At 58.9% G+C, this 14,230-nt stretch carries 15 protein-coding genes; 1 reads left to right on the top strand and 14 read right to left on the bottom strand.

The genetic code is table 11. The annotated features are described in order from the left end of the window. Positions 1 to 11 precede the first annotated feature (11 nt). Positions 12 to 800: an SDR family oxidoreductase gene (locus tag HALO_RS02255; protein WP_050712969.1), complete on the top strand. Its 789-nt coding sequence runs from the start codon at positions 12 to 14 to the stop codon at positions 798 to 800. Here the strand turns inward: HALO_RS02255 and HALO_RS02250 are convergent. From HALO_RS02250 to HALO_RS02185, 14 genes are all read right to left on the bottom strand, one after another. Further along, complete coding sequence (locus HALO_RS02250) at positions 797 to 1,282, bottom strand: flavin reductase family protein (RefSeq protein WP_035581461.1); 486 nt, start codon at positions 1,280 to 1,282, stop codon at positions 797 to 799. The two genes, HALO_RS02255 and HALO_RS02250, sit on opposite strands and share 4 nt — an antisense overlap. 352 nt (positions 1,283 to 1,634) lie before the next feature. After that, a complete protein-coding gene (locus HALO_RS02245; RefSeq protein ID WP_035581462.1) occupies positions 1,635 to 2,099 on the bottom strand; it encodes a hypothetical protein in 465 nt (154 codons plus the stop codon). A 110-nt stretch (positions 2,100 to 2,209) separates the two neighbouring features. Continuing rightward, complete coding sequence (locus tag HALO_RS02240) at positions 2,210 to 3,259, bottom strand: EscU/YscU/HrcU family type III secretion system export apparatus switch protein (protein WP_050712968.1); 1,050 nt, start codon at positions 3,257 to 3,259, stop codon at positions 2,210 to 2,212. Between the two features lie 15 nt (positions 3,260 to 3,274). Next, the gene (locus tag HALO_RS02235; RefSeq protein WP_035581466.1) at positions 3,275 to 6,838 is read right to left on the bottom strand and encodes a hypothetical protein; all 3,564 of its coding nucleotides are present in this window, start codon (positions 6,836 to 6,838) and stop codon (positions 3,275 to 3,277) included. Positions 6,839 to 7,001: 163 nt separating this feature from the next. Further along, the gene (sctT, locus tag HALO_RS02230) at positions 7,002 to 7,829 is read right to left on the bottom strand and encodes a type III secretion system export apparatus subunit SctT (RefSeq protein ID WP_050712967.1); all 828 of its coding nucleotides are present in this window, start codon (positions 7,827 to 7,829) and stop codon (positions 7,002 to 7,004) included. A gap of 18 nt (positions 7,830 to 7,847) precedes the next feature. After that, positions 7,848 to 8,117, bottom strand: coding sequence for a type III secretion system export apparatus subunit SctS (gene sctS / locus HALO_RS02225; protein WP_035581470.1), 270 nt, complete (start codon positions 8,115 to 8,117; stop codon positions 7,848 to 7,850). Between the two features lies 1 nt (position 8,118). Further along, positions 8,119 to 8,778 (bottom strand): type III secretion system export apparatus subunit SctR, encoded by a 660-nt coding sequence (gene sctR, locus HALO_RS02220; protein ID WP_050712966.1) that lies wholly within the window; start codon positions 8,776 to 8,778, stop codon positions 8,119 to 8,121. Further along, entirely contained in the window at positions 8,771 to 9,850 is a 1,080-nt protein-coding gene (gene sctQ, locus HALO_RS02215; RefSeq protein WP_035581472.1) for a type III secretion system cytoplasmic ring protein SctQ, read from the bottom strand. The genes sctR and sctQ overlap by 8 nt, the downstream gene beginning before the upstream one ends. Further along, positions 9,847 to 10,329 carry a hypothetical protein gene (locus tag HALO_RS02210; RefSeq protein WP_035581474.1) on the bottom strand — a complete coding sequence of 161 codons (483 nt, stop codon included), beginning with the start codon at positions 10,327 to 10,329 and terminating at the stop codon, positions 9,847 to 9,849. The genes sctQ and HALO_RS02210 overlap by 4 nt, the downstream gene beginning before the upstream one ends. After that, positions 10,326 to 11,663, bottom strand: coding sequence for a FliI/YscN family ATPase (locus tag HALO_RS02205; protein ID WP_035581476.1), 1,338 nt, complete (start codon positions 11,661 to 11,663; stop codon positions 10,326 to 10,328). The genes HALO_RS02210 and HALO_RS02205 overlap by 4 nt, the downstream gene beginning before the upstream one ends. After that, positions 11,660 to 12,247 carry a FliH/SctL family protein gene (locus HALO_RS02200; RefSeq protein WP_035581478.1) on the bottom strand — a complete coding sequence of 196 codons (588 nt, stop codon included), beginning with the start codon at positions 12,245 to 12,247 and terminating at the stop codon, positions 11,660 to 11,662. Before HALO_RS02200 ends, HALO_RS02205 begins: the two co-directional genes overlap by 4 nt. Continuing rightward, a complete protein-coding gene (locus tag HALO_RS02195; protein ID WP_035581480.1) occupies positions 12,244 to 12,903 on the bottom strand; it encodes a hypothetical protein in 660 nt (219 codons plus the stop codon). Before HALO_RS02195 ends, HALO_RS02200 begins: the two co-directional genes overlap by 4 nt. A 9-nt stretch (positions 12,904 to 12,912) precedes the next feature. Beyond that, positions 12,913 to 13,737, bottom strand: a complete 825-nt coding sequence (gene sctJ, locus HALO_RS02190) for a type III secretion system inner membrane ring lipoprotein SctJ (RefSeq protein ID WP_081899104.1) — start codon at positions 13,735 to 13,737, stop codon at positions 12,913 to 12,915. A 3-nt stretch (positions 13,738 to 13,740) separates the two neighbouring features. Beyond that, on the bottom strand, positions 13,741 to 14,175 hold the full coding sequence (locus tag HALO_RS02185) for a hypothetical protein (RefSeq protein WP_035581483.1): 435 nt from the start codon (positions 14,173 to 14,175) through the stop codon (positions 13,741 to 13,743). Positions 14,176 to 14,230: the final 55 nt, after the last annotated feature.

The following is a 14,230-nucleotide window of genomic DNA, read 5'->3' as shown; positions in this document are numbered from 1 at the left end:
GGGTGAGCAGCATGGATCTAGGAATCGCGGGACGCTGGGCCGTGGTATGCGCAGCGAGCAAAGGGTTGGGTCGAGGCTGCGCCGAAGCGCTGGCCAAAGAGGGCGTCAATCTGGCGATCAATTCACGCGATGCCGAGGTGCTCGATAAGACCGCCGAAGCGCTACGGGCAATCAATCCAGCCATCGAGGTTCGCCCCGTGGCCGGGGATATCGGGTGCGAGGATGTGCGCGAGGCGCTGCTGGCCGCCTGCCCTCAGGTCGATATTCTGATCAACAATAACGGCGGGCCGCCACCGGGTGATTTTCGCGACTGGGATCGGGAGGCGTGGATACAGGCCGTGGATGCCAACATGATCACGCCTATTGAGCTGATCAAGGCCACGGTAGACCGTATGGCCGCCAACGGCTTTGGACGCGTGGTCAATATTACCTCGGGCGCGGTAAAAGCCCCCATCGACATTCTCGGGTTATCCAACGGAGCGCGCAGTGGGCTAACCGGCTTCGTCGCGGGGCTTGCACKCCAGCCACAGCTCGCCTCGCACAACGTTACGATCAATAACCTACTACCTGGCTCCTTCGATACCGACCGTCTGCGCGGCAACTTCAAGAAGATCGCCGAGAAGAATCAGCAAGCTATCGAGCAGGTACGTGAGCAGCGTGCCCAAGGGGTTCCTGCGCGACGATTCGGCACCGCCGAGGAGTTTGGTGCCTTCTGTGCCTTTATGTGCAGCGAGTATGCAGGCTATCTAACAGGGCAGAACATCCTGCTCGATGGCGGTGCCTACCCTGGAACCTTCTAATCGATAGAGGCGCGATTAACCGTAGGCAGCGTAATCTCTACCCTTCCCGAGTTTACCGCTGGGCGGGCGCTGCACAGCAGGATTTCCCCGTCTGGGGCTGATATGCCATCTGGGTAAGTAATCTCCCCCTGCACTAGCGTGCAGGCGCACTCGCCACAGCTGCCGCTGCGGCACCCATAGGCAGGCTGTAGCCCCGATTTTTCGGCGGTTTCCAGCAGGCTTTCGCCTGGCTGCCAGTGGGTGACTACGTTTGAGTTGGCAAAGCTAACTTCTACCGCTTGTTCTGCGACGGGCACAGCGTATTTTTGGGTCAGCGCCGAGGGGCCGAACGCTTCTGTGTGTATCTGCCCAGGCATGAGCCCGAGTTCCAGTGCCTCCTGGTGATAGCGCTCTACAAAGGCGGCAAGGCCGCATAGGTACAGCTGTACTTCTGATAGCACCTGATCGGTAAACACCTGCCCCAGTGAAACCCGGCCTGCCATCCATTGGGGGCAGCTGCTGTTCTGGTGACATGCCGTTGCAAACGCAGTCCTCGCGTCTCAAGGTCGAGTAGATCTTCGCCGAAAGGGGCCTCAGTCACATCGCGCACGCTCTGCACTAACGTTACCGGGTCACTGCCTGCGCCGGTCAATTCATGGGCCAGGCTCAATATGGGCGTAATACCGATACCGCCTCCCAGCAGTACCCATTGGGCACGCTCTGAGCCGCTAGCCCATGCTGTGAATGAGCCCGTTGGTGCAGCTACGTCGCCGATGGTTTATTAGGCCTAGGCCTTTATTATCCGGCACTCGACAAACGATTTAATGCGTCTAGTTGTTCATTGTGCAAGCAAACTCAGTTGCTCGGACGCTGTTTGGTGGCATCCAATCCGGTTTTGCTTTCGGTAGTCAACTTGGTAATTTCTGCAGACTTAGTGATCGCACGATCAAAGACATCCTGCATGTTCGCCATCGCCTCTACCGATGTGCCTTCGAGGCCACCGTCTGCCGCCCACTCGAAATTCCAGACACCGGAAAGGCCATCTTTACCCTGGACATCATGGGTTTCGATTGCCGTATAAACACTGGTGTGGCGCGTCATATAAGAGGCGGCTGCCGAAACCTCAGCAGGGACACCGCCTGACGAATTGTTGGCAAGCTGAGCGAGCTCATCGGCATTGATCGCAGACTTACCCTGCTGTTTCAGATAATCCACTAGAACCTGACTGGATTTGGCAATATTCAACTGGTCGTCGAAGGATGAGGTGGAGGTTTTTTGAGTGGGGGCGTTTACGCTTGTAGGTGACACTACAGTAGACATCGGATATCTCCCAAGCAGAGGTTTGGTTGGACAGCCTGTTTATTGTTGCCCGGTTTAATGTCATTCGTATGAATCATGTGGCATGGCAAACGATTGCAGCCGAGTGATGGCTAAATCAGCTTGGCTGCCACCAGCATATCGGCGACCGCCTGAAAGGTACCATCAGGCACCGGATCGCCATTGCCCGCGCGTTTGGCGATGAGTTCGGCCAGCCTCGGGTCGGCGACTCGCGGGACTCGGCGAGGCGCAGCGCTGGCCAACAAGCTAGCGGCCTGATCGGGTGAGGCCTTGCAGGTCACCAACGGCACTGGCGTTTCGCCGCGAACGTAACGAATGCCGACCAGCCAACCGTCTGCGGTGCCGATCATCAGCGAGCTATACTGAACACCGATCTTGGCGTTCAGCTCATGCATTTCGCGCCGCTGTTTACGGCGCGCCTGATTCATTGTCGGATCGCCTTCCTGATCCTTGCGCTCACGCTTCTGTTCGGTCTTCGTCATGCGCTGGTCGCGCTCGAATAGCCAGCGTTGGAGCAGCACATCGAAAGCACCAACCAGTAAGAAGGCAATCAGTGCAGTGATAACCAGCGGCTGGAGTAAGGCGAGAAAAGTCCCCTGAACGCAGGGGTAGCCGCAGCGTGAGGACTCCATCAGCGACTGCAGGCCCAGGCGGTAGACAATCATCAGCGCGACGGCCAATGCCACCATCTTGAACAGTGACTTGAGAAACTCGACCAGCCCGCGTATCGAAAAGATGCGCTTGAACCCCTGAACCGGATCAATATTCTCTGGCTTAGGCTGAACCGGTTCCGTAGAGAAGACAAACCCCTGCATAACCACGATATTGGTCAGCACGATCACCAACAGCGTTAGACCGACCAGCGGCAGCACCGACATCAGCAGCACTTCGCCAGCCTGGGTCATCAACTGTGGCCACAGCGTATCGAACGGCTCGGTGTAGAGTCGTGCGGCTAAGTCGAGCAAACCCTGCACGCGGGCAATGATGTCATTCACGCTGATAGCGATATAGAGCGTGCAGGCTAACATCGTCATGGCAGTGACCAGGTCGGCACTCTTGGCGMCCTGGCCCTTATTGCGTGCGTCGCGAAGTTTTTTCGTCGMCGGCGGCAGCGACTTCTCTTCAGAGGGCTGTTGGCTCATGCCGCTGCTGTGACCCTATGAACCTACTGTCGATCCTTTATCCATTTGCGTATCGAGATTGTTGCCATCACCTGCGTAATCTTCGTGCTCGAAATCGTCCCAGGATGAGTTAGGTAGATGGCCCTCCTCTACGTAGAACTCATACTCGTCGCTGCGGTAGTCGAAAATGCTCTCGTCGTCCGGCGCATCGCGCTGACCGTAGCTCCGGACGTACGCTTCGAGAAACTCATAACGGGTCAGACCATCTTCGGTTAGTAGGCCATCCTCATCGAGCGACGTGAAGAGTTCCTTAAGGTCAGCCTTATGCCCCTCCAACGCGTTGGTGCGCTTGATATCCTGGACAATAGTGAATGGCAGCGTCGCCACCGTCAGACCGGCGGATATCCAAAACAGCGGTCCGGTGACGGCACGGGCGACGGCAAGGCCCTTGAGCGCCGCCAGCGATGATGCACCACCGGCAAGGCCGAAGGCACCCGCCGCGACAGTGACGGCGCCCTGACCGATGGTAGCGCCGTCGCCGCTGTCCACGCCGCGCTTGATCATCAGCCCGCCGAGGGCAATGTCCAGCGCACCAGTGGCGGCGTTGGCAGCACCATCCAGCACGCGCAGGAAAGAGCTGATAGAGCGGGTCGTCGTCGTGGCTTTGGGCAGGGCCGGATTCTTGGCGTATCCGTCCTCGATACCCTGCACGATCTTGCCCGTATCGGACTCGCTAATATCCAGCATTTGGCTCAGCTTTTCGCGATCTCCGACGGGGGCGTCGTCAATGATCTGCTCGATATTCTCGACGAACTTGAGGCCTTGACCCTCATTAAAGGGGCCACCGCTGGCAGTGTCATTGCCCCATATCTGCGGCAGCGTCTTGTCGAGCCCCAGCATGGCATTGACGTTGGTGCCCTTGGCCTTGTCCCAGATATTGCTGCCGAGGTTGACGAAGTGCTGACTGGCGCCCAGAAAGCTGATGAACTCCTTGGCAACGGCCATTCGCGCCTCGTGGCTGTCCGCCAGCTTACTGGCGCCGCCTGCGAGCTGATAGATGCCCGAGGCGAGCGAGATCAGCCCGCCGGTCGAGCCCAGCGCGCCGTTGCTGTTGAGCGTGCCAATCAGCGCCATCATGCCGCCGTTGGTCTGCTCGTTGAGCGCCTTGTAGACACCGTTCTTCAGCAGGCCGTCGATATCCGACTGGGTGATCGAACCATTTTTCTGGAAGCGATCCCCGAGCTCCTGTAGCGCCTTACCGAAGTTCTTAGCAGTTTGCTTATCGTCGAGAAACTCGTTGACAAACTTATCGATCGTCTCTGCCGTACGCCGCGGAATATCCACACCGGCACGCTTGAGCGCGGTCAGTACCATCTTGACCACATCCTGAGTGGCCGTCGCGGTGTTGGCATCATTGATCTGATCTGGGTTGGCGATCAGATCATCAAGATCGGTGATCATTGAGTCGAGCTGCAGGCTCTGGGCGAACTCGGCTGCCTTGTCGCTCTCTTCCGTTGCCGGGAACAGCGCCGAGAGTGCATTATAGGTTCGCGAGATATCCTGCTCGGCGAGTTCCCCCTGACCGCTCTCGCGCAGGTCATTGATGTAGTTGATGTACTCTTCGCTGAAGGCGGTCTCCTCCAGCTGCGAAGCGATCGCATCCTTATTGGCGACCTTGTCGATCGCGTCTGTCTGTGCCGCCTGGTAATCCTCCTGCACCGCCTCGGAAGCGAATAGCTCGCCTAGGCTTTCATCGAGCTTCTCACCGTCGATGATGGATGAGAGATCCTCGCCGGTGACGTTGTCAAGACTCAAGCCTTCCGACATATCGAGACCGACCAGATCCAGGCCGTTTTCAAGCGCGCCCTGGGCTCGCAGCGCACGGTAAAACTCGGCGCGCTCATCGTTTTTATCGATACTGCCGTCCTCTATCCCCGTCTTCCACTCTTCAATCAAGTTCTGCCAGGTCAGCTCGCTGACGGTCAGCTTGCGTGAGCTGTCGTCCGGATCTGTCTCGCTGGTTTCCATTGACTGAATATCGACATCGCTGAAGGCCGGTAGATCGTGATCGCGCCGCGCCGTGTCCAGCTCCGCATTGTCGGCGAGACGCTGGGTGTTGGTCTCCCCACCGTGCCTCGACCAATAACCGTCGAAGATATTCTGAACCGCCTTGCCGTCGTCTCCAGCAGCGTGCCTGATCCGCTCGCGAAGGTCATCGTTAACCTGGGCAGTGGCGTCCTCGCGGGAGGCACCGTCGCTCATCTTGCTGTCGATCAGGTTCTGATAGAGCTGCGACAACGTTTCGGAGCTTTCGATATGCAGAATCTGGCGCGAACCCGTCAGCGTGCTGCCCGCCAAGCCAGAGGCCAGTGCGTTGAGGTTATCCTCATAACTCGGGTTATCCGTCACGGTGGTGTCGGCGAGAAAGTCGTCGTAGGCCTCGAAGCCAGCGGAGGTGGCAGCATCCTTGCCACCATGACGCTCCCAGTAACCATTGAGCACATCGAGCCCGTCCTTGCTGTCCTTATCAGCATCGGTCAGCGCGTTGCCGGTACGGTCAAAGAGGGCATCTTTGGCATCGTCGATGGCTGCCTGTAGATCCGGGGCATCGCCGCGCTCACGCTGCTGGTTAAGCTGGTACTCCACCAGTTGGCTGAACTGATCGCTGGCGTCTCCTGTCAGCGGTCTCACCTTGCGGTCGTCGATGTCGATGCCTTCAGCCATATCGCTGGCGAGCGAATTTAGAGTATCGTCATAGGCGATGTCGTCTTCGTCACGATTGGCCAGATAAGTCTCTTCGGCCAGCTCTTCAGTATCCTCTTCCCCGCCGTGACGTTTGAAGTAGCCGTCGAAGACATTGACCACACTCTTGCCGCCAGCGTTTTCGAGACGGTCGCGCAGCTCATCATTGACCTGACTCAGCGCTTCCTCAGTAGTGGCGCCTTCGTCCAGCTTGCTCTTGATCAGATTCTTATAGAGCTGGGACAGCGTATCGGAGGAGTCCAGATGTAGTATCTTGCGTTGATCGGTCAGCGTGCCGCCAGCCAACCCGGAAGCGAGAGCGTTGAGGTTATCTTCGTAGCTAGGGTTGTCGGTCAGCGTGGTATCGGCCAGAAAGTCATCATAGGCGTCATAGCCCGCGTTGATCGCAGCCTCTTCACCACCATGGCGCTTCCAGTAACCCTCGAAGACATCGAGGCCCTTGTCGGCGTTTCGATCTGCGTTGTCAAGGGCATGCCCGATGCGATCAAACAGCGCGTCCTTGGCGCTATCGATCGCCTTGGACAAGTCAGCGCTTTTGCCATCCGCGCGCTGCGCATTGAGCTCGGCGGTGACCAGCGCCTCGAACTTATCCGCAGCGTCTCCCTTCAGGGCGGACACCTTGCGCTTGTCGATATCGATGCCATCCGCCATATCCACTGCCAGTGAATTCAGCGTGTCTTCATAATCCTGGCTGCCCGGCATCAACGGCTTTTTGCCCGCGTCCACAGTATCTTTGCCCGCTTCCGCCTTTTTTGCCAGGTCGAGGACAACGCCAAAATTTCCAAAGGCGCTGGTCAACGGTGTTGCTTTGGGGTTGGTTTTTGGATCGACACGCATCGAATACTCCTCCACGGTTAGCACAAGCTGATGGGGCAGGCAACGAGAAGCCCGATTTCACTGACGGAAAACCAGTCTGAAGAGACTGCGTGACACTCTAATGGCAACTTTGTGATGCTGCTTTGATACCCTCTTTTCAAAGTACCCCGCGTCCCCCCTGTTGTTACCGCGTTTCCCCCATAGCGCCCAATATGGCTTCCAGGCGTTCCATATAGAGATTGGCGGCATCGAGGTGCTCCAGCATAAAGGGGATCAGAAAAATGACGTAGACCAGCATCAAGAATGCAAACAACAGGTTCTTGATAGGCAGTGACAGGTCAAAGACGTGCAGGTTGGGCGCCATACGCGCGAGGTAGGCGAGCATCAAATCTGCGACCAGAAGCGCGATGACCAGCGGCGCTATCATCAACACACCAATCTGCATCACCTGGTCGAGCAGGCCAAGTAGCGCCATCGCCGATGCTTTTGTCATCAGTGGCGTGAAATTCACCGCCGGCCACAACGAGTAGCTGCGATAAAAGCCATCAAGTAGCAGCATGAAGCCGCCGGTAATGAAGAACAGCGCCAGCAACGTCACGGTCAGCAACGTTGCGGTAACGCCAGACTCAGTTGAGCCCAKGGGATCAAGTATCTGCGCCATGGTTGAGCCACGCTGTAGATCGATMAGTTCGCCAGCCACCTCCGCGGCCCAGAACGGAACACCAAAGACCAGCCCGATGACGACGCCAATCAGCAACTCCTTGATGACCATGCCGGTAAGGGTGAAGCTTGATAGCTGTTCAGCATTCACCATGGCATCGAATAACGGCAGCATCAGTGGAATAGAGATCGTCMCCGCCACTGCCGAGCGGATCATGCCGGTCAGCCCCAGGCGATTGAACGCTGGGGTGACCAACACCATGCCTAGCGCCCGTGCCACGCCGACCGCTGCCGCCGCGATCATTGGGTAAGCGAAGTCGGTCAGAAAGCGGGCGAATTCGTCGTAGTGCATAAGCGACGCCAGCCCGGCTCAACGAGACCAGGCTGGAAAGTTATTCAACACCTGATCGGTGATGCTGATGACTGGCCCGGCCAGTAGCGGCCCGGCGATGATCAGCACCAGCAACACGGCAACCAGCTTGACGGCTTGCGGCAACGTTTGATCCTGAATCTGCGTCAGCGCCTGCAGTAGCCCAACCCCAAAACCGACCACAATGGCCACCAGCAGTGCTGGCGCCGACACCAACAGCGCCGTCCACAGCGCGTTCTGCATCAATGAGAGAAAGATATCGTCGTTCATCTCAGCCTCCACCATAGCTAAGAATCAAGCCGTGCATCAGCCGTGACCAGCCGTCCACGGCCACGAACAGAAATATCTTGAGCGGCGTGGATATTAATGTAGGCGAGACCATCATCATACCCATTGCCATCAGCACATTGGAGACGATCAAATCGATGACCAGAAACGGGATATAGAGCAAAAAACCGATCTCGAAAGCACGGGTCAGCTCCGAGCTCACGAAGGCGGGAATAAGTACCACTAAGTCATCGTCCGGCAGGCCGCTGCGGGCTTCCTCCGACCATAGCGTGCGGGTCGCATCAATGAAAAAGGCCCGTTCGCGTTCGCTGGCATAGCGAGAAAGGTAATCCTGCAAGGGTCCACGCAGCGCCTCGCCGGTTTGCTTGATCTCCTCGACGCTGCCCATCCCTGCGGGTCGCTGCTCGAACTGATGAAGCATATCGCCGACCAGCGGCGTGGTGATGTAGACGGTAAGAATCAAGGCAATGCCATAGAGCACCAGGTTAGGCGGCGTCTGCTGCACGCCGAGGGCGTTACGGATCAAGAACAGCACCACGGCAATTTTGAGAAAGCCCGTCATGGYCACCACCGCCAATGGCACCAGGCCGATGGTCGCCACGACAATGATGATGGCGATCAAGTTAGGCTGAAATTCACTCATCTCCGGCGTGCCCTTCATCGAGCGCGAGCCTCTCGATCTGCACCCCGATGCTGTCACCGATCATCACTAGGCGGCCATGCCCCATGCAGCGGCCGTTGACGATTAGGTCAACCGCCTGCTCAGGTCGACGCTGCATCGGCAGTACGCTGCCTTCGCCCAACGCGCGCAGCTCGCCGAGCGACATCTCCAGTTTGCCCATTTCACAAGTCAGGCGGACGGGCAGATCATCCAGGTTTGGGTTATCCACGGGGGGTTCGCTCATGAGGTTCTCGAATGGTGGGTTCGACGCTTGGGAAGAGGTAAGAGAGGTCAGCGGGCCTTTAAGGCACACGCTATCGGCGCTTAAGCTGACGCCGACGCTAAACCGGTCGCCAACGTTCAACGTTGCGCCATTGGGATCGTCGCTAGTGGCGAATGACTCGAGCATAACCACATCGCCCGGACGAAGGCTGCGCCACTCCCCCAGGGTCAATGTTTGGGCACCGGCCGTTAGGTTAAGCATCACCATTACGCCGCTCGCCATCACAAGCTGCGTGGGGAAATAGCGATCAAATAGGGGGAGCAACTGTTTAGCAGTCGACGTCGTGAGCCCCACACGCAGCGGGTGAACTTCGCCGTCTAGTTCGAAGGCCAGGGTGATGTGGATCGGGTTTGCCGGTCGTCCTTGTGGATGGGCGGGCTGTACACGGATGTCGACACCAAGGGTCGCCTCGAGAGGCTCGAGCCACGCTAGCCACACCGCCTCAAGCCACATCGCGGCCAGCTCCGCATCGACGTCCTCCATAGAGCGCCTGCGATCAGGGTGCTCACTGAGATGGTCGAATGTGCGCCAACTGGCGCTCAAGGCCAGTTGCTCGTTGCCGAGGCATACCGTGACGGTCATGTCAGCGGTGACCTCCGCCGCTTCCGGCATCAGGTACAAGCTGGCAGAACGCCCATGCCAACCGAAAGTCAGCGGCTGTCGAGAACGATGCAGCGCGTTATGCAGTGTTAGCGTTTCGGCATCATAGTGCGTCAGGGTTAGCGGCACTGGCGTCACTTCCGCGCGAACGGTTGAGCTGAAGGCAGTCATACTTCACCTGCCCGGCCGATCCGGCTCTCTTCCATTTCCAGTTCGGCTAGGCGCTCGGCCTCGATTGCCTGCGCCTGCCCCTGATACGTCTGGAGTTGTTCCAGCGCACGTTGGGCGCGTAACCGGTGCGCCCATTCGGTAGCGCGGGATTCGCGCTCTCGCTCAGCGGCCCGCAGGGTCTGGATGCTGCTTGCCTGCTGCTCAAGCAATGCCTCCTGGTGGGCGGCATCGTCGGCAAGTGTTTGCTGCCAACCGGCCAGATCCTCGGCGTTCAGCGGTCGTTGTTCACCCTGTTCGAACAGTGCCTGCTCGCGCTGAACTGCTTGGTATTGGTGGTGCTCCAGGGCCTGCCCGAGTGTCTGGCAGTGAGCCTCGAACTCCCGACAGTTGCGTTGCTCTGCCGCCAGGGCTTCCTCGGCGAGACGCGTACGCTGGCGCCGAAGCTGCATCAGCCGGTCAAGCTGACGTTGCAACGTCATTGGACGACCTCCCTTAACTGTTTCAAGGTGTCTTCAAAGGCGCTGTGGTCGTCGCGGGATTGGCGTAGGAACGCCTCAATCTCAGCACGTTTATGAATCGCCTCATCCGTGGCGGCGTCGCTACCTTCCCGGTACTCGCCCACTTGCAGTAGCAGCTCGACATCGCGATAACGCGCCATCAACTCACGCATTTTGCCGGCATCACGGCGATGCTCGGCGTTGGCAACGTTTTCCATCAAGCGGCTGCGGCTGGCGAGGATATCAATGGCTGGAAAGTGGTCACGGCGGGCGAGATCGGCGCTAAGAACGATGTGACCGTCAAGAATGGCCCGGGCCTCCTCGGCCACCGGATCAAGCATGCCATCGCCCTCGGTCAATACCGTATAGATTGCCGTAATGGTGCCTCCCGACGCGCCACCAGGCCCGGCACGTTCGAGTAAACGGGGCAGCGCCGCAAACAGTGAAGGCGGGTAACCACGACGCGTCGGAGGTTCACCGGCAGCCAGTCCGATCTCGCGCTGGGCGCGGGCGAAGCGGGTAAGACTGTCGACCAACAACAGTACATCGCGCCCCTGATCACGGAAATATTCCGCCACGCTGGTAGCCACCATGGCGGCGCGGGCACGCTCGATCGCTGGTCGATCAGAAGTGGACACGACGCATACCGTGCGCTGGCGCGCGTCGGCACCCAGCTGCACATCAAGCAACTCGCGGACTTCCCGGCCGCGCTCGCCCACCAGCCCCAGTACCACGACCTCTGCACTACTGCCACGGACGATGGCCGAAAGTAGCGATGACTTACCGACGCCGGCTTCGCCAAACAGCCCGACGCGCTGGCCGCGGGCAACGGTATTGAGGCCATCGATAGCACGCACCCCGAGTGCCAGCGGTTGCTCGATCAACTGGCGGGACAGCGGCGCGGGGGGCTCGGCATGAACAGGGTAATGGCGCAGCGAGCCGGGCGCTGGTGCAGTGCGACCATCAAGCCAGTCGCCGAGCGGGCTGATGACGCGACCGAGCAGAGCATCGCCCACGGCCACACCCTGGGCACCGCCAGTGGCAATTACTTCACTGCGGGTCGACAGCCCCTGGAGCTCGCCAATCGGCGAGAGCATGACGTTCTCCTCTTCGAAGCCGATCACCTCCGCGGCGACACGGCGTCCGCTGACGGGATCGCGCAGGTAGCAAAGCTCGCCAATGCCAGCACCTTCGAGGCTAGCGTAAACCAACAAACCGCGAATGCGGCGTACCCGGCCATTGACGGGGCGAGTTTGGGCTAGGGCAAAACGTTCGCCGAGCCGCGGCAGCAGATCCCCAAACGCATTCGCGCTCATGCACCCTCCCAATCATCCCGCAAGGCACGCCGCAGTGCCTCGAGCTGCGCTTCCAGGCCGATGTCCATAACCGCTATGGGGCTCACCAGCAAACACTGGGTTAGCGCCAGTTGCGCGTCGGCCTCGACCTGATAGTCGGCCGTCGCAGGCGGATATGCGGCGAGAGACTCGGCGATTCGAGACTCTAGAGGGGGTGCAACACGAATACGAATCCGATGTGCGTGACGCCACTCGCTCAGGGCATGGCGTACGCAGCGAGTGATGAGTTCTACATCGTCGAACTCGCCGAGAATACGCCGTACCAGAGTCAGCGACAGCTCGGCCAGCTCGGGGCCGAGCCCGTCGAGATAACGTTTGACGTCACGCTGGGTGCTGGCCAGTAGCTCAGCGGCGCGGGCTTCACCATCGCGGCGACCGGCTTCAAAGCCTTCGGCATGGCCCTCTTCGCGGGCGCGACGAATGAGGGCCTCTTGATCATCGGCTCGCTGACACGCCCGCTCGAGAAAAGCGTAGCCATCGACCCAGGCGCAGGCCTCCTCTGCGCGCAAGATGACCTTACCGGGGCGGGGCGGCAGTGAGTTCATATCTCGGTTCGTTCTTTATCGTCGGTTTGGAAAAAACTATGTGTAGCGGCCAGCCGTGCAATATCAACAGCAGCGGCGTCCGCCACGATCGTTTCAGGCAACTCGAACTGGTCAGCCCAACCCAACCTTAGCCAGTCTCGAAGTTCCACCGTTTGAGCTTGCCACCATCGCTCCAGGCAGCGTCGACCATCGTGCTCGACGGCGGCCTCCAGCGCGTCGAGATCATCCTCAGCGCAGGCTTCGGCACTGGTGTGGTCACGGTGGGTAAGCGCCAGGGAATAGAGCTCAGCGCCGAAACGCTGTTTAAGTGCCGCAACTCGCGGCGCATGAATTTCGCGCACAAAGGCATTGGCGTGAATGATCACTCCAGCGGCACGGGCGCAGGCGGTAAAATCATCGCTGTCCAGTTGGCATAGCACCTGGTCGGCGGCATCCATTAGCGGCTGTTCCGCGATAGAGGTGAGTTGATGACGGCGCTGCAGGCGGGCAAGCAAGCGCTGGCGAAAGCGCGGCTGAGTGCACCAACGGCGCAGCATCGCGTCGGCGGCAATGCCGTCCAGGCAGTCAACCCAGTGGTCGAGAGCAACCCGTACCGGTGGTTCGATATCAGAGCCCGGTGCGGTCGATTCGCTAGCGCGTTTAGAGGCACTATTCATAGCGCTTTCTCATGGCGCTGTCGTCAATGAGTAGGGGTGCTGGCGCCGCTGACGCCAGACCAACCAGCCGACCGTAGCGGCAAGTCCGATCACTGCAACGCTCAGCAGACCGATGATCCAGCCGATACGGGAAACGCTGGACGCTGGCATCGCGACACCCAGAAATGAGCCCATCATCGGCTGCGGCAGCGTGTCCATTTCCTCGGGAATAGCAGAGACAACAGGCACCACCGAGACCTTGTCGTAGGAGAGGCCAGCAATACCATTGGCTACCAGCGTCTTGATCTGTGGAATCAGTGGAGCGATCTCCAGCGAAGGGATATAGCGCACGAAGACCGAAGCCGAAGACGGCGTACTGTTCTGCTGTAGCAAATCATTGTCCGGCAGCACAACATGAACCCGCGCCGAGAGTACGCCGTCGATCTGCGACACAGTGTGCGAGAGCTCCTGGCTCAACGCAAAGATCATCTGAGCGCGTTCCTGCACGGGAGACGACACCAGCCCGTTACCCTGGAAAATATCGCCCATATTGGCGAATTTCTGTTCCGGCAGCCCGGCACGATCGAGTATCTCTACCGCCTCGGCGAAGCGCTCCTCACTGACAGTGACGGTCATTTGACCTTCGTCCTGTGCCTGACGTGCGGCAGGTATGCCGTTGCGGGCCAGCGTTGCCACGATGATATTCGCCTCACGCTCGTCGAGATTAGTGTAGAGATCGGTGTCACAGGCCTGAAGCAGTAGCGCCATAACCAGAAACACCATGCCCCGCAGGGCGTTACGCCACCTGCGTTGTGACACTTGCTGCTTGCCGTCGAATTGTTTATTAAAGTGCAAGTGTCATTGGCCTTTTAGCAAGGTATTCGCCGACCCCGAAACCTGAGTGGCGCCGCGAACGATCATGGTGGTTTCGATGGAGTGATCAAAAACACGCCCCAGCGATTCTACGACTTGCGCCAGCTTGTCATCCCCTAAGGCGGGTGGCGTGTCGCCAGCGTCGGACACGCTCTGGGGCATCACCTGAGCTAAACGATCAGGTGTTTGCACATCGGGAGTCTTAGCCTGCTGAGCGAAGTTATTGACTCGGTCAATAAAGCCATCAAGGTTGTTGAGCAGACTTGAGCCCAGCTCACTGGGGCTGGCCCCCGATAAAGATGAACCGGCTTGCTGTGTCATATGTTCGAAAATATTCTGTGATGCCAACGTATCGGTGCTAACCTCTGGCATGGGTGTCGGAGTTAGCGCACCGCTGCCCGGTGGTGTCACGGGAGTCATCATTCACCTCGTCGGAATAGTCCCTAGCATCGGCTAAGAAAGGCGCGAACACCGC

The organism is Halomonas sp. R57-5 (genome assembly GCF_900070345.1).
Lineage (GTDB): Bacteria > Pseudomonadota > Gammaproteobacteria > Pseudomonadales > Halomonadaceae > Vreelandella > Vreelandella ventosae_B.
Note: the sequence above shows the minus strand (reverse complement) of the source record. Positions and strands in the feature narration are given on the sequence as shown.